The organism is Thalassospira sp. (genome assembly GCF_030690045.1).
Classification (GTDB): Bacteria; Pseudomonadota; Alphaproteobacteria; order Rhodospirillales; family Thalassospiraceae; genus Thalassospira.
The window spans coordinates 1-25,565 of the sequence record NZ_JAUYHK010000012.1; the positions used below are offsets into that span (position 1 = coordinate 1).

At 55.4% G+C, this 25,565-nt stretch carries 24 protein-coding genes; 7 read left to right on the top strand and 17 right to left on the bottom strand.

Annotation, left to right across the window (positions count from 1 at the left end):
* The 6 genes from Q8O73_RS09580 to miaA form a co-directional block, all read right to left on the bottom strand.
* Positions 1–344 (bottom strand): hypothetical protein (locus Q8O73_RS09580; RefSeq protein ID WP_305557931.1); only part of this gene is annotated, 344 nt, incomplete at its 3' end.
* A 453-nt stretch (positions 345–797) separates the two neighbouring features.
* Positions 798–1,709: a pseudouridine-5'-phosphate glycosidase gene (locus Q8O73_RS09585; protein WP_305557932.1), complete on the bottom strand. Its 912-nt coding sequence runs from the start codon at positions 1,707–1,709 to the stop codon at positions 798–800.
* 167 nt (positions 1,710–1,876) lie between these two features.
* Complete coding sequence (ilvC, locus tag Q8O73_RS09590; protein WP_305557933.1) at positions 1,877–2,896, bottom strand: ketol-acid reductoisomerase; 1,020 nt, start codon at positions 2,894–2,896, stop codon at positions 1,877–1,879.
* A gap of 104 nt (positions 2,897–3,000) precedes the next feature.
* Entirely contained in the window at positions 3,001–3,510 is a 510-nt protein-coding gene (ilvN, locus tag Q8O73_RS09595; RefSeq protein ID WP_305557934.1) for an acetolactate synthase small subunit, read from the bottom strand.
* 117 nt (positions 3,511–3,627) lie between these two features.
* A complete protein-coding gene (locus tag Q8O73_RS09600; protein WP_305557935.1) occupies positions 3,628–5,391 on the bottom strand; it encodes an acetolactate synthase 3 large subunit in 1,764 nt (587 codons plus the stop codon).
* A gap of 150 nt (positions 5,392–5,541) precedes the next feature.
* Entirely contained in the window at positions 5,542–6,498 is a 957-nt protein-coding gene (gene miaA, locus Q8O73_RS09605; RefSeq protein ID WP_305557936.1) for a tRNA (adenosine(37)-N6)-dimethylallyltransferase MiaA, read from the bottom strand.
* 180 nt (positions 6,499–6,678) lie between these two features.
* On the opposite strand from miaA, the gene serB reads away from it, so the two are divergent.
* Entirely contained in the window at positions 6,679–7,569 is an 891-nt protein-coding gene (gene serB, locus Q8O73_RS09610; RefSeq protein ID WP_305557937.1) for a phosphoserine phosphatase SerB, read from the top strand.
* Between the two features lie 65 nt (positions 7,570–7,634).
* On the opposite strand, the gene Q8O73_RS09615 is transcribed toward serB, so the two are convergent.
* From Q8O73_RS09615 to hflK, 4 genes are all read right to left on the bottom strand, one after another.
* On the bottom strand, positions 7,635–9,125 hold the full coding sequence (locus Q8O73_RS09615; protein ID WP_305557938.1) for a DegQ family serine endoprotease: 1,491 nt from the start codon (positions 9,123–9,125) through the stop codon (positions 7,635–7,637).
* 187 nt (positions 9,126–9,312) lie between these two features.
* Positions 9,313–9,507, bottom strand: coding sequence for a DUF2065 domain-containing protein (locus Q8O73_RS09620; RefSeq protein WP_305557939.1), 195 nt, complete (start codon positions 9,505–9,507; stop codon positions 9,313–9,315).
* 77 nt (positions 9,508–9,584) lie between these two features.
* On the bottom strand, positions 9,585–10,457 hold the full coding sequence (hflC, locus tag Q8O73_RS09625; protein WP_305557940.1) for a protease modulator HflC: 873 nt from the start codon (positions 10,455–10,457) through the stop codon (positions 9,585–9,587).
* Positions 10,457–11,578, bottom strand: coding sequence for an FtsH protease activity modulator HflK (gene hflK, locus Q8O73_RS09630; RefSeq protein ID WP_305557941.1), 1,122 nt, complete (start codon positions 11,576–11,578; stop codon positions 10,457–10,459). Before hflK ends, hflC begins: the two co-directional genes overlap by 1 nt.
* Before the next feature lie 354 nt (positions 11,579–11,932).
* Between hflK and Q8O73_RS09635 the strand changes: the two genes are divergently transcribed.
* Positions 11,933–13,114, top strand: a complete 1,182-nt coding sequence (locus tag Q8O73_RS09635; RefSeq protein WP_305557942.1) for an Mrp/NBP35 family ATP-binding protein — start codon at positions 11,933–11,935, stop codon at positions 13,112–13,114.
* A gap of 75 nt (positions 13,115–13,189) precedes the next feature.
* On the opposite strand, the gene purL is transcribed toward Q8O73_RS09635, so the two are convergent.
* From purL to Q8O73_RS09660, 5 genes are all read right to left on the bottom strand, one after another.
* Positions 13,190–15,382, bottom strand: coding sequence for a phosphoribosylformylglycinamidine synthase subunit PurL (gene purL / locus Q8O73_RS09640; protein WP_305557943.1), 2,193 nt, complete (start codon positions 15,380–15,382; stop codon positions 13,190–13,192).
* Entirely contained in the window at positions 15,379–16,068 is a 690-nt protein-coding gene (gene purQ, locus Q8O73_RS09645) for a phosphoribosylformylglycinamidine synthase subunit PurQ (RefSeq protein ID WP_305557944.1), read from the bottom strand. The genes purL and purQ overlap by 4 nt, the downstream gene beginning before the upstream one ends.
* A gap of 44 nt (positions 16,069–16,112) precedes the next feature.
* The gene (gene purS, locus Q8O73_RS09650; protein WP_305557945.1) at positions 16,113–16,355 is read right to left on the bottom strand and encodes a phosphoribosylformylglycinamidine synthase subunit PurS; all 243 of its coding nucleotides are present in this window, start codon (positions 16,353–16,355) and stop codon (positions 16,113–16,115) included.
* A gap of 122 nt (positions 16,356–16,477) precedes the next feature.
* Positions 16,478–17,242, bottom strand: a complete 765-nt coding sequence (purC, locus tag Q8O73_RS09655) for a phosphoribosylaminoimidazolesuccinocarboxamide synthase (protein WP_305557946.1) — start codon at positions 17,240–17,242, stop codon at positions 16,478–16,480.
* Positions 17,243–17,368: 126 nt separating this feature from the next.
* Positions 17,369–18,148: an NRDE family protein gene (locus Q8O73_RS09660; RefSeq protein WP_305557947.1), complete on the bottom strand. Its 780-nt coding sequence runs from the start codon at positions 18,146–18,148 to the stop codon at positions 17,369–17,371.
* Positions 18,149–18,311: 163 nt separating this feature from the next.
* Here Q8O73_RS09660 and Q8O73_RS09665 point away from each other — a divergent pair, with 163 nt between their 5' ends.
* The 3 genes from Q8O73_RS09665 to Q8O73_RS09675 all read left to right on the top strand — a co-directional run bounded on the left by Q8O73_RS09665 (position 18,312) and on the right by Q8O73_RS09675 (position 20,293).
* Positions 18,312–18,638 carry an ATPase inhibitor subunit zeta gene (locus Q8O73_RS09665; protein ID WP_305557948.1) on the top strand — a complete coding sequence of 109 codons (327 nt, stop codon included), beginning with the start codon at positions 18,312–18,314 and terminating at the stop codon, positions 18,636–18,638.
* Positions 18,639–18,803: 165 nt separating this feature from the next.
* A complete protein-coding gene (locus tag Q8O73_RS09670) occupies positions 18,804–19,469 on the top strand; it encodes a response regulator transcription factor (RefSeq protein ID WP_305557949.1) in 666 nt (221 codons plus the stop codon).
* A 122-nt stretch (positions 19,470–19,591) separates the two neighbouring features.
* The gene (locus Q8O73_RS09675; RefSeq protein WP_305557950.1) at positions 19,592–20,293 is read left to right on the top strand and encodes a hypothetical protein; all 702 of its coding nucleotides are present in this window, start codon (positions 19,592–19,594) and stop codon (positions 20,291–20,293) included.
* On the opposite strand, the gene Q8O73_RS09680 is transcribed toward Q8O73_RS09675, so the two are convergent.
* On the bottom strand, positions 20,290–21,192 hold the full coding sequence (locus Q8O73_RS09680) for a DMT family transporter (RefSeq protein WP_305557951.1): 903 nt from the start codon (positions 21,190–21,192) through the stop codon (positions 20,290–20,292). The genes Q8O73_RS09675 and Q8O73_RS09680 overlap by 4 nt on opposite strands.
* 96 nt (positions 21,193–21,288) lie before the next feature.
* Here Q8O73_RS09680 and Q8O73_RS09685 point away from each other — a divergent pair, with 96 nt between their 5' ends.
* On the top strand, positions 21,289–22,215 hold the full coding sequence (locus tag Q8O73_RS09685) for a LysR substrate-binding domain-containing protein (RefSeq protein ID WP_305557952.1): 927 nt from the start codon (positions 21,289–21,291) through the stop codon (positions 22,213–22,215).
* Positions 22,216–22,248: 33 nt separating this feature from the next.
* On the opposite strand, the gene purB is transcribed toward Q8O73_RS09685, so the two are convergent.
* The gene (purB, locus tag Q8O73_RS09690; RefSeq protein WP_305557953.1) at positions 22,249–23,559 is read right to left on the bottom strand and encodes an adenylosuccinate lyase; all 1,311 of its coding nucleotides are present in this window, start codon (positions 23,557–23,559) and stop codon (positions 22,249–22,251) included.
* Between the two features lie 246 nt (positions 23,560–23,805).
* Between purB and Q8O73_RS09695 the strand changes: the two genes are divergently transcribed.
* On the top strand, positions 23,806–25,542 hold the full coding sequence (locus tag Q8O73_RS09695; RefSeq protein ID WP_305557954.1) for an HD family phosphohydrolase: 1,737 nt from the start codon (positions 23,806–23,808) through the stop codon (positions 25,540–25,542).
* Positions 25,543–25,565 lie beyond the last annotated feature (23 nt).

A 25,565-nucleotide genomic window follows, 5' to 3' on the forward strand; every position in this document is an offset into this window, starting at 1 on the left:
ACAGCCCCCAAATCGCCAACCGGGCAGGACCGATGCACACAAGACGGACTACCCCCGTAGGATTTTGGCGAGGCTCCATCAGGGGTACCTGATATGGCGCCCATACCCCCGTCTGCCTCACAAGCCGCATCCGAAAATGCAAGCTTGGGTCTTCCTTCCGTCGCCGGGCTTCCGCCCCGCGCCAACCGGCCCCGCCACAAGGCGGCCCGGTCAAAACCCGTCTTTCCCGTCACCACGACGGGAACCGGACACACTTCGGGCCTCCGCCCGCCGTGCAACTCGCCCGGCAAGACCGACTGGCTCCCGCCACGATCCGGGCAGGCACGGCCAGCCACAAGGCGCACCTTGGGCATCCGTCAGCCTCACCAACGGATCGGTCCCCCGCTCCTGCCACCCCCGGCAAGGCCGGATGGCTCCCGGTACGATCCGGGCAGGACGCCACCGACAAGACGCAACTCGGGCGTCTTGACAAATGGCCGGGTTAGCGGACCCGCGCAGGGCCTCCGTAATGACTTTTCCACCTGCCGGTTATCGTCTTACGGGGTCGCCTTTCGATCTGTCTGTCAATGTATCGCTGCATCATCATTTCTTTCCTCTGGCCCAAACGCAAAAACCCGCAAGGCACAAGGCCTTGCGGGTTTCGGTCCGGGCGGATTTATCCCCTTGACTTTTCTGTTATGCCACGATGAAAAGAACAAATCAAGAACTTTTTTCAAAAAATCTGAAAAAAACTTGATCTTTGTCCCGCGCTCGCTCAAAAATTACATAAAATCAACGAGTTAATGATGATCGCTGTTTTACCCTGCGGCCATCGCCACGGCGATTTGGGCGCCAAGGCAGGCATTGTTGCGCACCAGCGCGATATTGGCCTCAAGGCTTTTGCCCTTGGTATGTTGTGTGACCCGTTCCAGCAGGAACGGGGTGACGTCGCGGCCATGAATATTCAGGCCCTTTGCCTCGACCAGCGCCGAGTCAATCGCATGTTCAATGGCTTCCAGCGCCAATGCCTTGTCGGCGGGCGGCGGATTGCCGATGACGACTCCGCCCGCCAACCCAAATTCCCATTTGGCTTTCAGGAAATGCGCCACATCCTGCGGGCTGTCCAGGCGCAACGGCGCTTTCTGGCCGCTTTTGACCGTGTAAAACGCCGGGAATTCATCGGTGCCATAACCGATCACCGGCACACCCAGTGTTTCAAGATGTTCCAGCGTCATCGGGATATCAAGAATCGCCTTGGCCCCGGCGCAGACCACGGCAACGCTGGTGCGGGCCAGTTCGGTCAGATCGGCGGAAATATCAAATGTCGTGCCCAGTTCGCGATGAACCCCGCCAATGCCGCCGGTGGCAAAAACCCGGATCCCGGCCTGATCAGCCAGAATCATCGTGGCCGATACGGTGGTCGCCCCATCGCGCTTTTGGGCAATCGCATAGGGAATATCGCGGCGCGACAGTTTCAGAATGTCCTGGCCTTGCGCAAAATATTTCAGTTCGGCGGGCGACAGGCCGATCTTGCAACGCCCGGCAATCACCGCAATCGTGGCCGGAACCGCCCCGTGATCGCGTACATCCTGTTCAACCAGTTGCGCGGTTTCAAGGTTTTGCGGATAAGGCATGCCATGCGAAATGATGGTGGATTCAAGGGCGACAACCGGCTTGCCCGCAGCAAGGGCGGCGGCGACTTCGGGGGCGATATCAATAAAATCCGACATTTGGATGCTCGTGTTTGAGGTGAAGTTTTAAAGGCCAGAATTACGCGGACTGGCCTTTAAAATCTACATCAATTCGGGATCATATGATTTGATTTCAGTCCCGAAAAACAAAACGGCCGCCCCATCGGGACGGCCGTTTGTATGTCAAAGGACCAGACCGGAAAGGCTTAGTTCTTTTCTTTATCCACCAGCTTGTTAGCAGCGATCCACGGCATCATGGCGCGCAGTTTTTCGCCAACTTCTTCGATTTCGTGTTCGGCATTCAGGCGGCGGGTCGCCTTGAACATCGGCTGGCCGCAATGCATTTCCTGAACGAAATCGCGCACAAATTTGCCTTCCTGAATGTCGGCAAGGACTTCTTTCATGCGCACTTTGACCGACGGGTCGATGACGCGCGGGCCGGTGACATAATCGCCATATTCTGCGGTGTTCGAGATCGAATAACGCATATTGGCCATGCCGCCTTCATACATCAGATCGACGATCAGTTTGACTTCGTGCAGGCATTCAAAATAGGCCATTTCCGGGGCATAACCGGCTTCGGTCAGGGTTTCAAAGCCGTATTTGATCAACTGGGTCAGACCGCCGCACAAAACAGCCTGTTCACCGAACAAATCGGTTTCGCATTCTTCGCGGAAACTGGTTTCAATGACGCCCGAACGCCCGCCACCAATCGCCGATGCGTATGACAGGGCAAGTTCAAGTGCATTGCCCGAAGCATTCTTTTCAATCGCAACAAGGCAGGGAACACCGCCACCGCGCACATATTCGGAACGCACCGTATGGCCGGGGCCTTTGGGGGCGATCATCATGACGTCAAGATCGGCACGCGGTTCGATCAGGCCGAAATGCACATTCAGGCCGTGGGCAAACAACAAAGCCGCACCCTGTTTCAGATTGTCGCGCAATTCGCTGGCATAGATGGCGGCCTGATGTTCGTCAGGGGTCAGCATCATGACAACATCGGCCCATGCGGCGGCTTCGGCCGGGGTCATGGTTTTCAGGCCGGCTTTTTCGGCTTTCTTGCGCGACGAAGACCCTTCGCGCAGGCCAACGGCAACTTCGGCAACGCCGGAATCATGGAGGTTCAGCGCATGGGCGTGGCCCTGCGAACCATAGCCAATGATGGCGACTTTTTTGGTTTTGATCAGATTAACATCTGCATCGCGGTCGTAATAAACACGCATCTTTCGATACCCCTGGACGTTGAGCCACGTTTTATCTGTTGAACGTGGCGGATGGATCATGGTGGTGGATGCCGCATCCCGACACATGCCGGGATGCGACGAATTCACATCGTCAATGTGCCGCGCGAAATCGCCGCGACACCGGTGCGTGAAATTTCCGACAGGCCGAGAGGTTCCATCAATTTGATGAAAGCGTCAATTTTCTCGGTGCTGCCGATGATTTCGTAAACGAAGGAATTATTGGTTGCGTCCACTGCGCGCGCCTTGAAAATATCGGCAATACGCAGGGATTCCACGCGCTTTTCGCCCGTGGCAATGACTTTGACCAGTGCCAGTTCCCGTTCGACGCACGGCCCGGAAAGGGTCAGGTCGGAAACCTTGTGGACCGGCACCAGACGCGACAATTGCGCCTTGATCTGTTCAATCACCATCGGGGTGCCCGAGGTGACGACGGTAATGCGCGATTTGTGATGAACGGCATCGACTTCGGCGACGGTCAGGCTTTCGATATTATAGCCCCGGCCCGAAAACAGGCCGATGACCCGTGCCAGTACGCCCGATTCGTTTTCCACCAGAACAGAGATGGTGTGTTTTGAAATTTCGGTTTCTTTCACGGTCTTGCTCCGCTGCGGCGCGGGCGGGCGACCTGAATGTCGCGACCGGCCCGGCCTGTGTCAGAATGTAAGAAAATGCGTCTGTATGGCCCGTCGGGCGCGGTTGCGCCCTGTGGATCAAACAAGAACCATGCCCTCGTCGGAATCGATGGCCTGATCCTCGTTTGTTTCGTCGCCCAGCAGCATTTCATTATGCGGCTTGCCAGACGGGATCATCGGGAAGCAGTTTTCCTTGTCATCAACCGCAACATCAAGGATCACCGGACCATCAATGTCGAGCATCTGTTGCAAAACAGCGTCAAGATCGGCCGGGTCCTTGCAGGTCAGGCCGGTAAAGCCAAAGGCATCGGCCAGCTTGACGAAATCGGGCAGGGATTCGCTATAACTTTCGGAATAACGCGACCCATGCAGCAATTGCTGCCACTGCCGGACCATGCCCATATAACGGTTATTGAGGATCACGGTTTTGACCGGCAGGTGATATTGTTTAAGCGTCGCGCATTCCTGAATATTCATCATCACCGACGCATCGCCGGTAAAGCAGATGACAGTGGCGTCCGGATGGGCGATTTGCACCCCCATCGCCGCAGGCATGCCATAGCCCATGGTGCCAAGCCCGCCGGATGTCATCCATTCATGCGGATGTTCAAAACCGAAATGCTGGGCCGCCCACATCTGATGCTGTCCGACATCGGTGGTGATATAGGTCTTGCGATCCCGTGTCAGGGCGTGCATGCGGCGGATCACATGTTGGGGTTTGATCACGTCCTTGGGCTGTTTGTAGGACAGGCAACGTTTTTCACGCCACAGGTCGATTTCCTTCCACCAGCCGTCCAGCGCCTTGGCATTGATCTTGTACTGCTTGGCTTTCCAGACTTTTGTCATGTCTTCGAGGACATGACCAACATCGCCAATGATGCCGATATCGACCGGCACGTTTTTGTTGATCGAACTGGGATCAATATCGATCTGGATTTTCTGTGAACCGGGCGAAAAGAAATCAAGATTGCCGGTCACACGGTCGTCAAAACGGGCACCGATTGCGATCATCACGTCGCAATCATGCATTGCCATATTGGCTTCGTAGGTGCCGTGCATGCCCAGCATACCAAGATATTGCTTGTCCGATGCCGGATAGGCACCCAGTCCCATCAGGGTCAGAGTGACCGGCACGCCGGTCATCCGGGAAAATTCGGTCAGAAGCTTGCAGGCCTGCGCACCGGAATTGATCACGCCGCCGCCACAATACAGGATCGGTTTTTTCGCCGTCGCCAAAAGCGCCATGGCGCGTTCGATATCGGCGCGGTCGCCCTTGACCACCGGATTATAGGTGCGGTGCTGAACCTGTGCGGGCTCCAGATAAGGCGCCTTGCCAACCAGAATATCCTTGGGCAGGTCGATCACCACCGGGCCGGGGCGACCACTGGACGCAACGTGAAAGGCTTCGTGCAGGGTGCGTGCCAGCTTTTCCGGTGTTTTGACCAGATAATTATGTTTGGTGCAAGGGCGGGTGATGCCGGTGGTGTCGGCTTCCTGAAAGGCGTCATTACCGATCAGGTGGGTCGGCACCTGCCCGGTCAGGCAGATAATCGGAATGGAATCCATCAACGCATCGGTCAGGCCGGTGACGGCATTGGTGGCACCCGGGCCGCTGGTCACCAGCACAACACCGACCTTGCCGGTCGAACGGGCGTAACCTTCGGCGGCATGCACGGCAGCCTGTTCATGGCGGACAAGAACGTGACGGATGCGATTCTGTTTGAAGATCTCGTCATATAGCGGAAGCACAGCGCCGCCGGGATAGCCGAATACGACTTCCACACCCTGATCTGCAAGGGCCTGCAACACTACTTCCGAACCATTCATTATACGTTCTGCCATGATTTTCCGAGCCTCTGACTAGCGACAACAACGTGTCGCGTGATAACCGCGTGATTGAAACATGATCGTCCACCCATTGATTGGGGTTGAAAAAGCCGCCGAAATGGCGGTTTTCCGCCATTTCCCTAGCGGAAGGGCCAACCTATCGCCTCACTTTGGCGTGGTCAACAAAAATTGGTGAACATGATTGCGCAATTCCTCGGACAAACTTTCCGAATATTGCGCATCAAGGGTGATTTTGCCCGGTAACTGGTGGCGAAACCACGTCAATTGCCGTTTGGCATAACGGCGCGTTTCGCGTCGCGCCATGTCGCAGGCGTCATCCAATGTGATCTCACCCGCCAGAAATGCTGAAATTTCGCGGACTCCGACGGCTTTCATCACCGGTGCCGTTTCCGGCAGGCCAAGGGCCAATAATCCGCGCACCTCGTCAATCGCGCCCTGTTCGATCATTTTGTTAAATCGCAGGTCGCAGCGGGCATACAGCACATCGCGCGGCGGCATATAGCAAAAGCTTTGAAAAACCATTCCCGGTGGCGGGGGCAAGATCGGTTCGCGGTGCCATGCCGCAAGGCCCTTACCGGTGGCGGCCAGCACCTCGGCCGCCCGGATCAGGCGCTGGGTATTGGCCGGGTCAAGGGTGGTGGCGGTTTCCGGATCACGGCTTTGCAGTTTTTCAAAAAATGCCGTATGGCCCAGCGTGGCAAGATCGGCGGTGACTTCATCGCGGATTGCGGCAGGCACATCGGGAATCGGGGCAATACCATTCAAAAGGGCGTTCAGATACATACCCGTACCGCCGGTTATGATTGGCAATTTGCCCTGCACATGACATTCGGTAATTTCGGCCAAAGCCATGTCGCGCCATTTCCCGGCGGAACAGGCTTCGCGTCCGGACAATACCCCATACAACCGGTGCGGGGCGCGGGCGGTCTCGGTGGCGTCGGGTCTTGCGCTCAGCACGCAAAGTTCCTTGTAAACCTGCATGCTGTCGGCATTGATGATCACACCGTCAAAATGACCGGCCAGATCAAGGGCAAGGGCGGATTTGCCACTGGCGGTTGGTCCGGCGACGATCAGGACGGGTTTAAAAAGATTATTGGTCATTCACTGTAGTTCGGGAATTGCAGGTTTTCAGACAATTTCGGCCTCCTTTGTGTGGCCCGGTTCGGTTTAATATGAAGATGTTCGGGGGATGGATCAAACTTTCCTTGTCATTGCAGGCTGCAATTAAGATAAAGAGCGGCATGGAAATCACCCTTTGCCCTTGGCAGGAGCCCCCGTTTCATGGATTTGGTCCTCACCCTGATCACCGCCCCGAATTCCCGTGCGTTGTCTGCTGACATCGTTGAGCAGGCAAAATCCGTGCTGCGCGGGTCCGGGGCGCAAATTGGTGATACCGACTGGCTGGCGGTTGAGGAGGCCTGCGATATTCCCTTTGGCGGGATCACGCTGGTCGATGCCGATGCCGTGCTGGCCGGGGCTGGGCTGAACGCCGATGCTGTGACCCAGATTGCCGCGACCCGGCGCAAGAAATTGCTGATTGCCGATATGGACAGCACGATGGTCACTGGCGAAACCCTTGATGAGCTGGCGGCCTTTGCCGGGGTTAAGGACCATGTGGCGGCGATTACGGCGCGTGCGATGAATGGCGAACTTGATTTCGAGGCCGCCCTTGACGAACGGGTCGGGCTTTTGGCCGGGATGTCCGCCGATATGCTGCATGAAGCATGGAAAACGGTGGAATATACCGGCGGGGCGCAGGGACTGGTGGCGACGATGAAGGCGGGCGGGGCATTTTGCGCGCTTGTATCGGGCGGGTTTGACTTTTTCACATCGGCGGTGCGCCGCGAGTTGGGTTTCGATTTTGATCAGGCCAATGTCCTGATCACCTATGACGGCAAACTGACCGGAAAGGTGCAAAAACCGGTGCTGGATCGGCAGGCCAAGGTGGATGCGCTGGAAAAACTGGCCGCACAGCAAGGGATTACCGTGGCAGATGCCATTGCGGTGGGCGATGGTGCCAATGATTTGCAGATGATTGAGCTGGCCGGGACCGGGGTGGCGTTTCATGCCAAGCCATCGGTGCAGGAAAAGGCCCGCATTTGCATCAATCATGGCGATCTGACAGCACTTTTGTTCCTGCAAGGATACCGGCGCGATCAGTTTGCAAAATAATCGCAGAACACTAAAAGGGCGGCCCGTGCAGGAGCCGCCCTTTTGCTATCAGATCAGAGACCGGACTATTCCGGCTTGGTCAGCGTCAGGCCGAAATAACGCGGGCCCGCGGATGTTTCGATCAACATCAGGATGGTGCGTTTGTCGTCCTTCAACGCGGTATCGACCGCCGTTTTGACTTCATCAACCGAGCTTACCGATTTGTGCGATGCCTCGATGATGATATCGCCGGGGCGAACCCCTTTTTCAGCGGCATAGCTGTCGCCATTGACCTCGGTGACGATGACGCCTTCGGTGCCTTCGGCAAGGTTATAGCGGCTACGCAAATCTTCGCTGATATTGGCGACCTTGATACCAAGGGGCGCAATCGCCGATTCTTCGGTGCTGGCCGGGCTTTGTTCGCTGGTTTCAGGCGCACTGGTGGCAACAATGTCTTCTTCCAGTTCGCCCAGTTCAACCTGAAGCGTTTCACGCTTGCCGTCGCGCCAGATCACCACATCAACATCCTTGCCGATTTTGGTGTCTGCCACGATGCGCGGCAGACGGCGCATGCTCTCGACATCCTTGCCATCAAATTTCAGGATGACGTCACCCTGCTTGATCCCGGCCTTTTGCGCCGGGCCTTCTTCGGACACACCGGCAACCATCGCACCGGTCGATTTGTCAAGACCAACCGAATCGGCGATGTCGTCGGTCACGGTCTGAATATGCACGCCCAGCCAGCCACGACGGGTCCGTCCATATTCCTTAAGCTGATCGATAACCGATCTGGCAATGGCAGACGGAATGGCAAAGCCAATGCCGACCGACCCGCCCGACGGGGAATAGATCGCACTGTTAATGCCAATCACATCGCCATCAAGGTTAAACAGGGGGCCACCGGAATTGCCCCGGTTGATCGAAGCATCGGTCTGGATGAAATCGTCATACGGGCCCTGATTGATATCGCGGTTGCGGGCCGATACGATCCCGGCGGTTACCGTTCCGCCAAGACCAAAGGGATTGCCGATCGCAACCGCCCATTCGCCGACACGGGCGGTATCGGAATCACCCCATGAGACAAAGGGCAAATCGGATTTCGGTTCGACCTTCAAAAGGGCAACATCGGTTTTCGGGTCGCGACCGATCAGGGTCGCCGGAAGGGTTTCGCCTTCTTGCAGGCGCACCGAAATTTCATCAGCACCATCAATCACATGGTTGTTGGTGACGATATAACCATCGGCCGAAATGATAAAGCCCGACCCCAGCGCCGTGGCGCGGCGTTGTTGCGGTTGCCCTTGGCCTTGACCCTGTCCATTGCGTTCCATGAAATCGCGGAACAGGTCTTCAAATGGCGATCCGGGGGGGAACTGAAAGTCAGGTCCCTGTTGCTGCGTTGAAATCTGGGTTGTCGAGATATTGACAACAGCAGGCAGCAGCCGTTCGGCCAGATCAGCAAAGCTGTCCGGGGCCGTGCGGGCCAGTGCCGGTTGTGCAATACCCGTTACACCAAAGAGAACAATCACCAGCGCAGCCGTAATTTTTTTGCGCGCCGGGCTGTAAAGTGCCTTGAGCATGTTTAAGATCCTGTTGGTTGCCGCGTTCACGGGGTTATGACTGGCATATGCAATGTCAAAACATTGCATAGGGTCAAGTTAGCACCGAGTTTGGCGGAAAAAAGGCAAAGCCAAGAAAAAAACGGATAAAATGCCGTCATTTTGATGGTTGCCGGTTTTTGCAGGCCCGTTTTGGCTGTTGTGCACCTTATTGCCCCCAAAAACGCAAGAACCAGATGGCGGCAACGCAGGCTACTGCGGCAATCAGACCGCCAATGCGCAACTGGTTTTCAGGGATTTCCTGCATAAGTTCCATGACCCGTTTCGCCCCCCGGGGAAACAGCGTGTAGAACATCCCCTCCAGCGCGATGGCCAGAAGAAGGGCGGTGGCAAGTTCTTTCATGAGCAGGGACGTTCCGGGCGTTTTTTATGAATCAAAAAGGCGACCGGCCTACTATGCCGGTCGCCTTGATGATTTGTCTAGCGGCTACCTTGGGGTCTTGGCTGATTAAAGTATTGGAAGAACTCTGAATCAGGTGAAAGAACCATGGTGGAGCCGCTTGCGAAAGCCTCGCGATAGGCCTGCATCGACCGATAGAACTCGAAGAATTCCGGGTCGCGGCCATAGGCTTCACCCAGAATTATGTTGCGTTCTCCATCGCCTTCACCCCGAAGGATTTCAGACTGGCGACGGGCTTCGGAAATGATGACAATCGTTTCACGGTCGGCTTCGCCTTGGGTTTTAACCTTGATTTCCTCGCCTTCGGCACGCAATTGCGATGCTTCGGCAATACGGGCTGACCGCATACGGTTATAAACCGCCTGCGATGTTTCTTCGGGCAAATCGGTCCGACCGATCCGAACGTCAATCAATTCAACGCCAAATTCGGTTGCCGGTTCGGCCAGGGTTGCAAGAATGCGTTCCATGACCCGCGCACGACTGTCTGACAAAAGCAGCGTCAGCGGAGCCTGTGCGAGTTCACCCCGGATAACCGAATTCAGGCGTTGTCCAAACAACTGGACAAAGTTCGGTACCGTGAGCGCACGTTGGCGGAACTGCAACGGATCGACGATCCGCCAGCGGGCAAAGCTGTCAACATTGACGCGCTTTTGATCCGACAGCAAAACCTGCTGTACCGGCGGATCAAGGGCGAGAACGCGCTTTTCGTAAATTTCGACATTCTGGATCGGCAGTTTGAAATGCAAACCGGGTTCGGAAACAGCATGAACCGGATTACCAAACTGCAATACCAGCGCCTGCTGATCCTGTCGGACGGTAAAAACCGACATCGACGCCACAATCCCGGCAACCACCAGAACAACGGCTGCGGCAATAAGTTTCGGGCTTGCCATCAGTTATTTCCTCCCGATTGCGCGCGTTTCTGAACTTCGGGCAACGGCAGATACGGCACAACGCTATTGGCGCTGTCACCGGCTTTCTGGTCGATAATGACCTTGTCCGAATTTTTCAGAACGTCCTGAATGCTTTCGAGATAAAGACGGGTCGTGGTGACGTCTTTGGCCGTCGCATAGGAATTGTAAACCGAGATGAAACGACCGGCTTCACCTTGTGCGTCCTTGACCACCTGATCCTTATAGGCACGGGCCTGAAGAATCTGGCGTTCGGCTTCACCCTTTGCGCGTGGGATGACATCGTTTCGATAGGCAAGGGCTTCGTTCTGGGACCGGTCACGGTCCTGACGGGCACGCTGCACATCGTTAAACGAATCGATCACTTCTGACGGCGGATCTACCTTTTGCAATTTGACTTCGGCAATCGCGATACCGGACTGATACCCGTCGAGAATACCTTGAAGCAGGATGCGTGCCTGTTCTTCAACCCGAACACGACCAATCGTCAGGGCTTCGCCCAGATTGGTGCGGCCAACCACTTCGCGCACCGCACTTTCGGATGCCAGTTTGATGGTGTTTTCCGGATCAAGGATATTGAACAGGAAGGCACCCGCATCGCTGATGCGCCACTGAACCACATAATCGATATCGATGATGTTCTGGTCACTGGTCAGCATCAGGCTTTCTTCTGGTACATCGCGCAAGCCGTTACCGGCATCACGATAACCGACACCGATCTGGTTGGTACGTTCGACATTTGGTTTCATGACTTCGCCAATCGGCGCGGGCAGAAAATAATTCAGGCCCGGTCCGGTGGTGCCAACCCATTTGCCAAACAGAAGTGTCACACCCTGTTCACCCGGCTGAATCCGGTAAAAGCCGGTCAGCAGCCAAATCCCGACGATGGCAATGCCAATCAGCGCGAATCCCTTATAGCTGCCGCCACCCGGAAACAGGCGTTTCAGGCGTTCCTGTCCCTTGCGGATCATTTCGTCAAAATCGGGGGGCGTGTTACTGCCGCCACCCTGAGGGCGTTTGCCCCACGGATTTTGGCCACCGCCATTACCGCCGTTGCCGCCTCCGCCCCAGGGGCCGCCGCCCCCTTGTGAATTCCAAGGCATCGAGTGTCTTCCTCTTCTTGCCGTTTGGTGTGTCTTTAAAAAAGCTGTGTCCGGGCCCGGACTCATTATGGATGTATTTTTGCTGTGACATGTTTTCAACGACCATTTTGAAAAACAAAACTCTTTTCAATGATTTGCCGTTGGAAACATCAGGGTGAAACAGAAAATTCTGGTACAGTTCCCCGCGCCAAAGTTTTTCTTTTCGGTAATTCTCCCTTTCACAACAAACAGAAGACACATACATAATGCGTCCGGCCCCCCAGCCTTATAGGACAGCTTGCGTCGCAAAACAACGATACGCGCCCATCTGTCCTGTATGATCACGGACATAAGCCAAAAATCGGAGACCGCAATATGACCTCGCCAAACCGTGACCAGATCCTGTCGGCCCTGACCCAAGTGACAGACCCGCTGGACGGAAAAAATATCATCGAAAAAAATATGGTTCAAGGTATTGATATTCATGGTGAAAATGTCACCGTGATGATCGGTGTTGATCCATCGCGCGGGGCAGCTTTGGAAGATTTGCGGCAGGAGGCGGAACGGTTGGTGGCCGGTGTGAACGGGGTCACAATTGCCCGTGTCGCCCTGACGGCCGAACGTCCCGGCGGGTCGGACAAGGCGGCGGCAGCCCCGGCAGGTGCCGGACACGGACACAGTCACGGTCATGCACACGCACCGGCCAAGGGACCGGGGCAGGGCCAGATCGAATTGCCCGGTGTCCGTTCCATCATCACGGTGGCGTCGGGCAAGGGTGGGGTAGGCAAATCGACGACCTCGGTCAATCTGGCCCTCGCCCTTGTCGCGCAGGGGTTAAAGGTTGGGTTGCTCGATGCCGATATTTATGGTCCGTCCTTACCGCGCATGATGGGATTGCGCAGTGCCAAACCGATCCCCTCAAAAACGCAACAGGGCCGCATGACGCCACCTTCGGCCTATGGCATCCGTCTGATGTCGATCGGCTTTATGGTAGACGAGGAACAACCGGTGATCTGGCGCGGGCCGATGGCGATGGGGGCGCTGGAACAATTATTGCGCGATACCGATTGGGGGGAACTGGATGTTCTGGTGGTCGATATGCCGCCGGGCACAGGCGACATTCAATTGTCGATGACGCAACGGGTGGCGGTGACAGGGGCGGTGATTGTGTCAACCCCGCAGGATATTGCCCTTCTGGATGCGCGCAAGGGCCTGAACATGTTCCGCAAGGTCAATGTGCCGGTTCTGGGCCTGATTGAAAATATGAGCTATCACCAATGCACCAATTGCGGCCATATCGAACATGTTTTCGATCATGGCGGGGCGAAAAAAGCAGCAGAAGAGCTGGGTGTGCCGTTTTTGGGTGAGATCCCGCTGGATTTGAAAATTCGCCTTGGCGCGGATGACGGCAAACCGATTGTCGATACCGACCCCGATGGTGCCCATGCCAAGGCCTATGGCGAGATTGCCAAAAAAATTGCGGCGGCGATTGACGAGAAAGTTGGCCCAAAAGCTGCCCCGAAAAAAAGCCTGTTTCCGAAAATCAGTTTTCGGTAGAATCTGAATATCGGGAACGAAAAACCCCGCCGAAGTTGGCTCCGGCGGGGTTTTGTGTGTGCAGAACGAATTGGTCTATTCGATGGAACCGTCCATCATGCTTGGTAACCAGTCTTCGTGGGCCTTGCGCAAATCGGCCAGGCTGACGGCGTCCTTGCCTTCGACCGAAATCACATTTCCCCCGGCCTGGCCGATGATGGCGGCCGGGACATTGGCGGTGATGGCGGCGTTCAGCACGCTGTCCGGATCGCGGGTGGCGACGATGTAACGGCCCTGATCCTCGCCAAACAGCCAGGCGATTTCATTGCCCTTTTCCGGCAAATGTAGATCGGCACCGATATTGGCCGCCAGACACATTTCAGCAACCGCAACCATCAGGCCGCCATCCGAGATATCGTGGCAGGTGCGAATAACGCCCAGCCCGATCAATTCCCGAACCAGCGTTCCGACCCGGCGTTCTGCCATCAGGTCAACCGGTGGTGGGGTACCTTCTTCGCGACCTTCGATGGTTTTGAGATACAACGACTGACCCATTTCACCGGTCGCAGCCCCCAGAAGAACAAGTGCCGAATCCTGCCGTTTCAGGGCGATGGTGGCATGACGGCCCAGATCGGCAATCAGGCCAACGCCGCCAATTGCCGGGGTCGGCATGATCGCCTCGCCATTGGTTTCGTTATAAAGCGAGACATTGCCCGACACGACCGGGAAATCCAGGGCCAGACAGGCCGCCGAAATCCCCTGACAGGCACCGACAAACTGCCCCATAATGCGTGGGCGTTCCGGATTGCCGAAATTCATATTGTCGGTAATCGCCAGCGGCAAGGCACCGGTGGCACACAGATTGCGGTAGGCCTCGGCCACGGCCTGTTTGCCGCCTTCGACCGGATCCGCCTTGACATAGCGTGGAGTACAGTCGGTAGTAACGGCAAGTCCCTTGCGGGTGCCATGCACGCGCACGACACCGGCATCACCGCCCGGACGTACTACTGTATCGCCCATGACCATATGGTCATATTGTTCCCAGATCCAGCGCCGGGAGGCAAGGTCGGGCGATGCCATCAGTTTGGTCAAGGCGTCGCCGTGGCCCATTTTTAGCGTCAGGCTGTCGGGATTGATGCGATCCTGTTTCGGGGTCGGCTCCCACGGACGATCATATTCCGGCGATGCTTCGGCCAGTGGGTCAATCGGTAGATCCCCGGCAACCTCACCATGCCACATCAGAACCATGCGTTTGGTATCGGTCAGTTTGCCAATCACGGCAAAATCCAGTTCCCATTTGTCGAAAATCGCCCGGGCGGCGTCTTCGCAACCGGGTTTGAGAACCATCAACATACGTTCCTGCGATTCTGACAGCATCAGTTCGTAGGGTGTCATACCTTCTTCACGCATCGGGACTTTATCAAGCCACAATTCGACACCAACCCCGCCCTTGGATGCCATTTCAAACGAGGAAGAGGTCAGACCCGCCGCCCCCATATCCTGAATGGCGACGATCATGTCGGTTGCCATCAGTTCAAGGCAGGCTTCCAGCAACAATTTTTCGGTAAACGGGTCGCCAACCTGAACGGTCGGGCGTTTTTCATCGGAATCATCGTCGAATTCGGCCGAGGCCATGGTGGCGCCGTGAATGCCATCGCGCCCGGTTTTGGATCCGACATAAACCACCGGATTGCCAATGCCCGCCGCCGCCGAATAGAAAATATTGTCGGTGTCGGCAAGGCCGACCGTCATGGCATTGACAAGGATATTGCCGTTATAGGACGGATGGAAATTGGTTTCGCCGCCAATGGTCGGAACCCCCATGCAATTGCCATAACCGCCAATCCCGGCAACCACACCCGCCACCAGATGGCGGGTTTTCGGATGCGACGGATCGCCAAAACGAAGCGCATTCATATTGGCAATCGGACGTGCGCCCATCGTAAAGACATCGCGCATGATGCCGCCAACCCCGGTCGCCGCCCCCTGATAGGGTTCGATAAAGGATGGGTGGTTGTGGCTTTCCATTTTGAAAATGGCGGCCTGTCCGTCGCCAATGTCAATGACGCCGGCATTCTCGCCTGGCCCCTGAATAACCCAGTCGGCCTTGGTTGGTAGGGTTTTCAGCCATTTTTTCGATGATTTGTAAGAACAATGTTCCGACCACATCACCGAGAAAATCCCCAATTCATTGAGGTTGGGTTCGCGCCCCATAATGTCGAGGATCAGCTTGTATTCGTCCTGGCTCAGGCCGTGGCTTTTTACGATGTCTTGGGTGATCTCGCTCATGACAGCGCCTCTACCAGCGAATCAAACAGGGGGGAACCGTCATTACCGCCAAGCAGCGGGTCAATCAGGCGTTCGGGATGGGGCATCAGGCCCAGAACCTTGCGGTTTTCATCAATGATCCCGGCAATATTGCCCAGTGATCCGTTGATGTTGGTGGCGTCATTCACCGCGCCGTCGGCGTCGCAATAACGGAACACAATCTGGTTGTTGTCTTCCAGTTTTTTATGGCCATCGGCATCGGTGAAATAATTGCCGTCATGATGGGCGACGGGGATGCGGATCACACTGCCGACGTCATAATGGCGCGTAAACATTGTGTCGGTGGCATCCACCCGCAAATGGACATCACGGCAGATGAATTTCAGATCGCGATTGCGCATCAGCGCACCGGGCAGAAGGCCTGCTTCGATCAAAATCTGAAAGCCGTTGCAAATGCCAAGGATCGGGGTGCCTGCGCGGGCGGCGGCAACGACTTCGCGCATTATTGGACTGTTGGCGGCCATCGCGCCACAGCGCAGATAATCGCCATAGGAAAACCCGCCGGGCAGTACGATCAGATCGGATTTGGGCAAAGTGGTGTCACGGTGCCAGACCATATGGGGCGTAACGCCCGAACGGGCCTCAAGGGCGACTTTGACATCCCGGTCGCAATTGGAACCGGGGAATACGATGACTGCGGCTTTCACCTGCAAATCTCCCGTTTGTTGCGCAAGCTGTGCTTGCAACCGGTTCAGGCGACGATTTCGACGTCGTAATTTTCGATCACGGTATTGGCAAGAAGCTTCTCGCACATATCGCGAACATCGGCGCGGGCTTTTTCCACGTCGGTGCCGTCAAGTTCCAGTTCGATGAACTTTCCCTGGCGCACATCTTTGACACCGGCAAAACCCAGCCCGCCAAGGGCGTGGTGAACGGCTTTGCCCTGCGGGTCAAGGACGCCGTTTTTCAGGGTGACATGAACACGTGCTTTCACAAGGATCTCCTGTTGGTTCGCAATCGCCAGCGCGGCGAGTCGTTGTTTGCAAACACCGTATACCGGCCAGGCTGTGCCCGCCGGTACCGATAAAAGAAGGCCGCGCAAGCGCGGCCTTGGATTTATTTGGTCGCGTCTTTGTTCAGCGACTCTATATCGGCGGATTCCGGCAAAACGCCCAGACGGCGGGCGACTTCCTGATAGGCTTCCTCGACACCACCAAGGTCGCGGCGGAACCGGTCCTTGTCCATCTTTTCGTTGGTGATGGCATCCCACAGGCGGCAATTATCAGGGCTGAATTCATCGGCCAGAACAAGTTGCTGAAAATCGCCTTCCCAGACCCGGCCAAATTCCAGTTTGAAATCAACCAGTTTCAGGCCAATACCGCGCATCAGGCCGGTCAGATAATCATTGATGCGCAACGACATGCCAATGATTTCTTCCAGTTCCTCGGGGGCGGCCCAGCCCAGGGCAAGGATATGTTCATCCGATACCATCGGATCGCCCAGATCGTCATCCTTGTAATAGAATTCGACAATGGGGCGTGACAGTTTGGTGCCTTCTTCGATGCCAAGGCGCTTGGCCATGGACCCGGCGATGACATTGCGCACAACCACTTCGACCGGGATGATGTCGCATTTGCGCACCAGTTGTTCGCGCATATTGAGGCGGCGAATGAAGTGGGTCGGGATTCCGATTTCGGCAAGACGGGTCATGACGAATTCGGTGATCATGTTGTTCAAGACGCCCTTGCCGGCAATCGTGCCGCGTTTTTGGGCGTTGAACGCAGTTGCATCGTCCTTGAAATACTGGATGATGGTGCCCGGTTCCGTACCTTCGTAAAGAACCTTGGCTTTACCCTCGTAAATGGGTCGCTTTCTGGACATCTGGCGGGATCTTTCACATCTTGGTGCGGCGCACCTGAAAATCGCGCCCCCCATATAACAGTGCTGCGCAAGAAACTCAATTGCCGTGTAAACACTATTTAAACTGTTTTGATAATTGTGTCCCGCTTACAACGCAACGGGCAGGTAAGGCGCACTATCGGGTTGTCCGTTGGCAAACAGCCAGATCGGGCGGCGCGCCAGTTCATTTTCATGGCGCGGAATGCCCGGCAGGCCGATCAGTGACGATGATATGGTTTCAAACCCGATATCGCTGCGCACCAGCATGGCATCGCGGCGCATATTGTGGTGTTCGGTATCGGGCGGCATCACGCCTGTATCGGCCATCAAGGCTTGCCACGCGAACCAGTCATCGGCTTCGGGGTTGGGTACCGGCGCGCTGATAAAACGCGGTAAATTGCGCCGTGTACGGTCACTGTTCTCGCGGTCATTGAGGTCATGGGCGGTCAGGATCGACAGTCCTTCGGGGATTTCATGTATCTCGATTTTCGTTTTTCCGCGATTGGCCAGCCAATAGGCATCGCGATTATCGGCGATGACCATATTAAAAGGCCGCCAGGACCGACCATCCAGATCGGCCAGCGACCGTGCGGCATCAATGGCATCGGCATGATCCAGTGCTTCAAGGGGCAATTCCCCGCGGGATCGTTTGTCGTCTGCCGGGCCAAGGGTGCCAAACCGGTTCAAAACTGCGGCAACCACCCCGTCTTCGTTCATGCCAAGCCATGTGCCGCCGCCCAACTGGTCAATCCCGGCAATCACGTCGGGGCGATCAGGCCAGTGACGTGCCGGGGGCAACCAGGGTCGATTCTTCATTTCGTCGCGATTGGCACCGATCAGGATCGGCCATTCATGATCGGGTCGACGTAAAATGACTATTGTACACATGAGACAGATCAAAGCGTTAGGGGTTGGAGTTTGTCAAACTGAAAACAGTCAGAAGACAGAGTGTGCAAAACGCAACGCGTGTGCATACATATAAAACAGGAAAAGCAAAACACCACCTGTATACAGGTGAAACGGGGAACATCCTTCAGGAAGGAGATGCCGGATGGCCAATTTCAATCAACGCGAACGCGGCTTTGAAGCCAAGTACACCTTTGATCTTGAACAGAATTTCAGGATCGAAGCCTGCCTTTATAAAATGCTGGCCCGCTGGGCGGGTGGGAAGATGGGGCTGTCGGACGCTGAAAGTGCCGCTTTTGCCAACCAGGTGGTCGGCGATGTGGTTGCCGATCCGAAAAGCAAGGGCATTGCCGCGGCCCTTCTGGCTGAATTTGGCAGCCGCAATATCGACATGACGGTGTCCGAACTCAATGCCAAACTTGCCGAACTGGAGCCGCTGGCCCGTGTGGAAGTGCTTGGCCCGCAGGACTGATTGCACGTCTTCTAAAAAGTTAGGATTTGCAAACCATTAGGCGGTTCCGTATCCTGTGCGCGTGGCAGCACTGTTCCGGCTTTTGGATCAGACGTTACTTGTGACATATCCCGGCCTGGTTTTTGGCCGGGGATGTTTTGCATCAGGAAGAGAAAGGCGAGAAATTTGCGTATCCTTCTGGCCGATGATCACGATCTGGTTCGTGAAGCCTTATCATTGTTATTTCAGCAATATTTTGACGATTGCGAAGTCATCGAAGCCGGTGCCCTTGATCCAGCCTTGACCCATATTAATGATGGCAGCCAGTTTGATCTGGTGTTGCTGGATTTGCGGATGCCGGGCATGAACGGCCTTGAAGGATTGGGCAAAACATTGGCGGTGGTTGCGCCGGGAACGCCGGTTGTACTGATTTCGGGTGCCTATAACAGTGACGATGTGCGGCGCGCTATTGAAGGTGGCGCGCAGGGATTCCTGCCCAAAACCTTGCGTGGGGAATCCCTTGCCAATGCCATCCGGCTGGTTCTGGCAGGGGATAAATATCTGCCATCAACGATCCTGCATAATTTTGGCGAACGGTTTTCCGGCCCGGGCGAAAGTGCTGGCGGGTTTGGTCACGAGGGTGACTTTGGTCGTCTGACGCCCCGCGAACGTGAAGTTCTGGCGCTGTTATCAGATGGATTGCCCAACAAGGAAATTGCCCGTCACCTTGATTTGCGCGAAATCACGGTGAAATATCATTTGAAAAATATCTATCGCAAGCTGCATGTGTCCAATCGGTCGCAGGCGGTGAAAATTGCGCTGGAAGATATGGCGCGATCTGGTTCTTTGTAATATACTCGTCAAAGGCAGCGGTAAAAACGCTCAAGGTCTCCGGCCCGTGTTTCACGGGCCGGTTTTCTTTTGGGTAAACCGCTTGCAGCCCCTGAGTTATTCAATTTGAAACGGGGATGAGAATGCAAAAAATTCATGTCGCGCTGATCGGGGATTTCAATGCGTCGGTTACCGCGCATCAGGCAATTCCCAAGGCCCTGACAATTGCCGGGTGCGATACTGGCCATGATGTCAATTTTGCGTGGATACATACATCCGGACTGACGGACGACACCGCCCAAACCGTTCTGGCCGGATATGATGCAGTGTGGTGTGTTCCGGCCAGTCCCTATGCCAGTATGGACGGGGCACTGGCAGCCATTCGTCATGCGCGGGAAAATCGCATTCCGTTTTTGGGGACCTGTGGTGGTTATCAACATGCTGTTCTGGAATATGCCCGCACTGTTCTGGGGCTGTCCGGGGCGGGGAATGTCGAGGTGGATCCGGATGCTGCCTTGCCGCTGATTGCACCGCTTGTTTGTGCCTTGATCGATCAGGCCGGGGATATCGCATTGGTTGCCGGAAGCCGGATCGCCCAACATTACGGGACGGAATCGATCCGCGAAACATATCGTTGCAGTTATGGTTTTAACCGCGATTGCGTGCCGTTGTTTGACAATAGCGACTTGCGCATCAGCGCCTGGGATCAGGATGGCGATCCGCGGGCGGTGGAATTGCAAAATCATCCATTTTTCATCGGGACGGCGTTTCAGCCGGAACGATCCGGTCTGGACGGACAAAACCATCCGTTGATTTCGGCCTATATCCGGGCGGCGGCGGGTTAAGTTTCAGAGGCTCGTTGTGGGGTCGGTGTTCTGCCCGATTGCATGATAAATACACCGGCAAGGATGGCGACGGTGGCGATAATGTCGCTAGGGGCAACGCTTTCGCCCAGAACCAGCGCGCCGGTCATCAATCCGATCACTGGCGGGATATAGGTCACCGCCGCCGTTCTGACCGCCCCGATTTTTCCAATCAGGAAATAATAACACATAAAGGCGACACCGGTCCCCAGTAAACCAAGGCCGATAAACAGGCCTGCCGCAATTTTCCAGTCGTCAAAAATCTTGGTCATGCCGTTAAAATCACCAATGACCAGAAGGGTGATTGATGAAAACCCCAATTGATAGGTGCAAAGCGCAATCGGCGAAATGCCAAGCGGGCTGAGGAATTTGCGAGCATAGACAAAAGACAGTCCGACGCAGCCCGATCCAACTGCGACATAAAGAACGCCCGACAGGTCGACCGATGTGCCACCATTCCAGGGTTTGGCAATCGCAACAACCCCGGCAAAACCAAACAGCAATCCGATGATGGAGCGCATATTGACCGGCTCGCTCCGCAGGAAAATTGCGGCGGCTATAAAGGAAAACATCGGGATCGCGCCACTCAGCATTCCTGCCACACTGGAAGGTAGCAGCGAAATACCCTTGGCAAAGGCGTAATAATAAACTGTTGCGGCTAACAACGACATGACAATGAAATGGTGGATATGGCGCAGATGCCACCAATTCAGCGAGCGTCGGACAATAGCAAAAACAAGAACCGGCAGAAATCCCATCACCACCCGGACCGCAACGATCTGCATCGGCGAGATCAGTGTGCTGGCCATTTTGTTAAACAGAAATGTCATGCCCCAGACAAGGGCCAGCAAACCAAAAATGAGCCAGGCGTTGTTTTTCATGACGATGATCCGGGTTCGGTAAGGTCTCGATTGTAGGTTCCGCCCGGATCGGCTACAAATCATCATATCTGGATTATAGAATAGAAAAATTATATCATGTCCTCATATCCACCGCTTAAATCCCTTCGTGCATTTGAGGCCGCTATTCGATTGAATAGTTTTTCTCTTGCTGCCGATGAGGTGGGCGTGACCCCCGGTGCCATCGGGCAGCAAATTCGTAAACTGGAAGAATGGCTGGGGACGGATCTTTTTGTGCGTTCTGTCCGGCAGGTAAAGCCCAGTGCAGACGGCCTTGACTATGCCGCACGGATTGGCCCGGCCTTGCAACAGATTGTCGCGGCCAGCCAAAGCCTGCGTGGACGTCGTGAAAATGCAGTGCGGGTGGTAATGCCGCCCAGTTTTGCCGCGAAATGGTTTTCCAAACGCATGTCGCGGTTCTTGATCGATTATCCCGCAACCGCCCTGCATGTCGGATCGTCATCCCTCATGATCGATTTCAACCGCGATCCGGTCGATATCGCCATCCGGTATTTTGACGGTGAAGATGAGGAACTGGAATCTGTTTTGCTGTATCGCGGGCAGGCGGCGGCCTTTTGTGCGCCGTCTTACCGTGATCGGCTGGGGCTTGAAACGCCCGCCGATCTGATCCGGGCAACATTGTTAAACGATATTTTGCATGCCTGGTGGGGGGAATGGCTGGCGGCGTTTGCCGGTTTGGCATCCCGTGAAACTGTGATGATCCGGCGAATTGAAATTGATCAGACCGGGATGGCGATTGAAGCCGCAATTCATGGGCAGGGGATAGTTCTGGCCAATCCGTTGCTGGCCGAAGAAGATGTGCAGGAAGGTAAACTGATCCATCTGTTTCCCGAATGCGTCCTGACAGTTCCGCTTGGCTATTATCTGGTCTATCCGAAAAACCGGGAATTGCACGGACAGGTCCGGTTGTTTCGCGACTGGCTGTTGGGCGAAGCACGCGATCTGACCTTGCTTGATGCGATAGAAAAAGCCCCGCCAGTTTGAACTGACGGAGCTTTGCAATCAGGTCGGTTTGGATCAGTCGGCAAAAACGCGGGCGAAAATCGTATCGACATGCTTGGTGTGATAGCCAAGATCAAATAGTGATTCGAGTGTTGCCACCGGAATTTTCGCAACTACTTCGTCATCCTGTTTCAGCAGTGATAAAAGATCGCCCTCGCGGTTCCAGACCTTCATCGCATTGCGCTGAACGATGCGGTATGAATCTTCGCGTGATACGCCATTTTGCGTCAGGGTCAGCAGCACGCGCTGCGAAAACACAAGACCGCCCATCTGATTGAGGATTTCATCCATTCGTTCCGGATAAACCACCAGATTTTCAACAACACTGGTCAGACGCATCAGTGCGAAATCAAGGGTTACGGTCGCATCGGGGCCGATATTGCGTTCAACCGAGGAATGCGAAATATCGCGTTCATGCCACAGGGCAACATTTTCCATCGCCGGGATCGCCATTGAGCGCACCAGACGGGCAAGGCCGGTCAGGTTTTCGGTCAGGACAGGGTTCCGCTTGTGCGGCATTGCCGACGAGCCTTTTTGACCCTTGGAGAAAAATTCCTCGACCTCGCGGACTTCGGTACGCTGCAAATGGCGGATTTCGGTTGCCAGATGTTCGACTGACGACGCAATCACGCCGAGCGTGGCAAAATAGGCAGCATGGCGGTCGCGCGGGATCACCTGGGTTGAAACCGGTTCAATCTCAAGCCCCAGTTTTTCGGCGACATGGGCCTCGACCTGCGGGTCGATATTGGCGAATGTGCCAACGGCTCCCGAAATTGCGCAGGTGGCGATTTCGGCGCGTGCGGCAACCAGACGGGCGCGGTTGCGTTTGAACTCGGCATAAAATGTTGCCAGTTTCAGGCCAAAGGTCACCGGTTCGGCATGAATGCCGTGCGACCGGCCCATGCAGGCGACATCCTTGGTCTCATAGGCGCGCTTTTTAAGGGCGGCCAGCAACTTGTCCATATCATCAAGCAGAATGTCGGTGGCCTGTACCAGTTGCACGTTAAAGCAGGTGTCCAAAACGTCGGAACTGGTCATGCCCTGATGGACAAAGCGCGCTTCGTCACCCACCAGTTCGGCCAGTTCGGTCAAAAAGGCGATAACGTCATGTTTGACTTCGGCTTCGACCGCATCAATGCGGGCGATGCGTTCCGGGGTATAGGGCTTATTGCCTTTTTCCCATACCAGACGGGCGGATTCCGTCGGGATTACGCCAAGTTCGGCAAGCTTGTCGGCGGCATGCGCCTCGATTTCAAACCAGATACGGAACTTGTTGGCGGGTTCCCAGATGGCAGTCATCTGTGGGCGGGAATAACGGGGGATCATGCGGTCGCCTCCGGGCAAGATGGTTGGGTGCGGATCATCGGACTATCCGTCGCGCACGCTTTCACGGCTCGGATAGAGGATTTACAGATTTTTATCAACCCTGCTGTCATCCTGACATACATCCGGTTACGGTTTTTTGCCATCGGAACGGGACGGATTCTGCTATGATCATTATAATCTGATCAAAATCAGAAACGGGGCAGGCCAAAATGAATATGGCCCAAAAACGAGTGGAACGAACCGGCAATGACATTCTTGCAGGGTAATTGCGACGATAACAGTGCAACCGAGGCTCGCCATCTGGCAAGGCTGGTGGATCTGGGGATTGCGCTTTCGGCGGAACATGGCCGGGACGAGCTAAATCAGAAAATCCTGATGGCGGCGCGGCAATTTACCAATGCCGATGGCGGGTCGCTGTATCTGGTCAATGCTGATGAAACCGAACTGAATTTCCGTATTCTGGTCAACGATACCCTTAAAACATCGGTGGTGGCGGGGGATCAGGGCGAATATCCGTTTCCGCCCTTGTCACTTTATCTGCCGGAAACTGGCGAACCCAATCACAACAACATTGCGACCTATGTTGCCCTGACCGGGCAGGCGATCAATATCGAGGATGCCTATAGCGCGGAAGGATTTGATTTTTCCGGCACCAAACGGTTCGATCAGGCCACCGGATACCGGTCCAAATCGTTTTTGACTGTGCCGCTTAAAAACAATCGCGGCGATTGCATCGGGGTGTTGCAGTTGATCAATGCCCGTGACGGGGATGGCAATGTCATTGCCTTTGATCGCCGGATCGAACCGATGATCACGGCGCTGGCCAGCCAGGCGGCCGTTGCGATTGAAAACCGGCGTTTGTTGCGGTCTCAACGTGATTTGATGGACAGTTTCGTGCGCGTCCTTGCCCAGGCGATTGACGCCAAATCCCCGCACACCGGCACCCATTGCGCCCGGGTGCCGGTGATTGCCAGAATGTTGGCACAGGCGGCGGTGGATCAGAAAGACGGGGTTCTTGCCGACTATGATTTGACCGAAGATCAATGGCGTGAACTTGATCTGGCGGCGTGGCTGCATGATTGCGGCAAAATCACCACGCCCGAACATGTGGTCGAAAAATCCACCAAACTGGAAACCATCCATGACCGCATCCACGAAATCCGCACACGGTTCGAGGTGCTGCGGCGCGATGCGGAAATTACGATGCTTAAACGCCAACTGGCGGGCGAGGACGTGGAAATTTGTCAGGCTGATTTTTCTGTCCGCGTGGCGGAACTTGAAACGCAATTTGATCTGGTGGCACGCTGCAACCTTGGCGGCGAAGATATGGACGCCGCGACGATTGCCCGCCTGCACGATATTGGCAACACACAATGGATGCGCCATTTCGACCGCACCATTGGCTTGTCATGGGGGGAGAGTCACCGTCTGGCCGATGGAACTCTTGATACCCTGCGCCAGCCCGGCCCGGAAACTCTGATACAGGATCGGGAGGATCATGTTTGCCCACCCCTGAACAATGGCGAGCTTTATAACCTGTCGATCCCGCGTGGCACCCTGACCGCCGAAGAACGCCAGGTGATCAACGATCATGTGGTGCGTACGCAGGATATGCTGGCGCAATTGCCTTTTCCCAAACAATTAAAGGGCATCCCGGATATTGCTGGAAACCATCATGAAAAAATGGATGGATCGGGATATCCACGCGGTCTTTCGGGCGATGATATGGGGGTTCTGGAAAAGGTGATGGTGATTGCTGATATCTTCGAGGCGTTAAGCGCGGTTGACCGCCCCTATAAAACCCCTAAACCGCTTGGCGACTGTATCGCGATGCTGGCCGCCATGCGCGATGGCAACCAGATTGACAGCGATCTGTTTGACCTGTTTCTGACCAGCGGCGTTTATCGCGACTATGCACAGCAATATCTGAAACCCGAACAGATTGATGCGGTTGATATTGCGCAGTTTGTACGCAGGCCATAAACAGGGCGGCCAGACAAATGACC

Excerpts from the sequence above, each read along its gene's own strand:
- Q8O73_RS09695 (WP_305557954.1), top strand. The coding sequence starts at position 23,806 with ATGACATTCTTGCAGGGTAATTGCGACGATAACAGTGCAACCGAGGCT.
- Q8O73_RS09585 (WP_305557932.1), bottom strand. The coding sequence starts at position 1,709 with ATGTCGGATTTTATTGATATCGCCCCCGAAGTCGCCGCCGCCCTTGCT.
- Q8O73_RS09615 (WP_305557938.1), bottom strand. The coding sequence starts at position 9,125 with ATGCTCAAGGCACTTTACAGCCCGGCGCGCAAAAAAATTACGGCTGCG.
- Q8O73_RS09675 (WP_305557950.1), top strand. The coding sequence starts at position 19,592 with ATGCAAAAAATTCATGTCGCGCTGATCGGGGATTTCAATGCGTCGGTT.
- Q8O73_RS09665 (WP_305557948.1), top strand. The coding sequence starts at position 18,312 with ATGGCCAATTTCAATCAACGCGAACGCGGCTTTGAAGCCAAGTACACC.
- miaA (WP_305557936.1), bottom strand. The coding sequence starts at position 6,498 with ATGACCAATAATCTTTTTAAACCCGTCCTGATCGTCGCCGGACCAACC.
- purB (WP_305557953.1), bottom strand. The coding sequence starts at position 23,559 with ATGATCCCCCGTTATTCCCGCCCACAGATGACTGCCATCTGGGAACCC.
- Q8O73_RS09635 (WP_305557942.1), top strand. The coding sequence starts at position 11,933 with ATGACCTCGCCAAACCGTGACCAGATCCTGTCGGCCCTGACCCAAGTG.
- Q8O73_RS09660 (WP_305557947.1), bottom strand. The coding sequence starts at position 18,148 with ATGTGTACAATAGTCATTTTACGTCGACCCGATCATGAATGGCCGATC.
- Q8O73_RS09620 (WP_305557939.1), bottom strand. The coding sequence starts at position 9,507 with ATGAAAGAACTTGCCACCGCCCTTCTTCTGGCCATCGCGCTGGAGGGG.
- Q8O73_RS09600 (WP_305557935.1), bottom strand. The coding sequence starts at position 5,391 with ATGGCAGAACGTATAATGAATGGTTCGGAAGTAGTGTTGCAGGCCCTT.
- hflC (WP_305557940.1), bottom strand. The coding sequence starts at position 10,457 with ATGGCAAGCCCGAAACTTATTGCCGCAGCCGTTGTTCTGGTGGTTGCC.
- purL (WP_305557943.1), bottom strand. The coding sequence starts at position 15,382 with ATGAGCGAGATCACCCAAGACATCGTAAAAAGCCACGGCCTGAGCCAG.
- Q8O73_RS09685 (WP_305557952.1), top strand. The coding sequence starts at position 21,289 with ATGTCCTCATATCCACCGCTTAAATCCCTTCGTGCATTTGAGGCCGCT.
- hflK (WP_305557941.1), bottom strand. The coding sequence starts at position 11,578 with ATGCCTTGGAATTCACAAGGGGGCGGCGGCCCCTGGGGCGGAGGCGGC.
- purC (WP_305557946.1), bottom strand. The coding sequence starts at position 17,242 with ATGTCCAGAAAGCGACCCATTTACGAGGGTAAAGCCAAGGTTCTTTAC.
- Q8O73_RS09680 (WP_305557951.1), bottom strand. The coding sequence starts at position 21,192 with ATGAAAAACAACGCCTGGCTCATTTTTGGTTTGCTGGCCCTTGTCTGG.
- ilvC (WP_305557933.1), bottom strand. The coding sequence starts at position 2,896 with ATGCGTGTTTATTACGACCGCGATGCAGATGTTAATCTGATCAAAACC.
- serB (WP_305557937.1), top strand. The coding sequence starts at position 6,679 with ATGGATTTGGTCCTCACCCTGATCACCGCCCCGAATTCCCGTGCGTTG.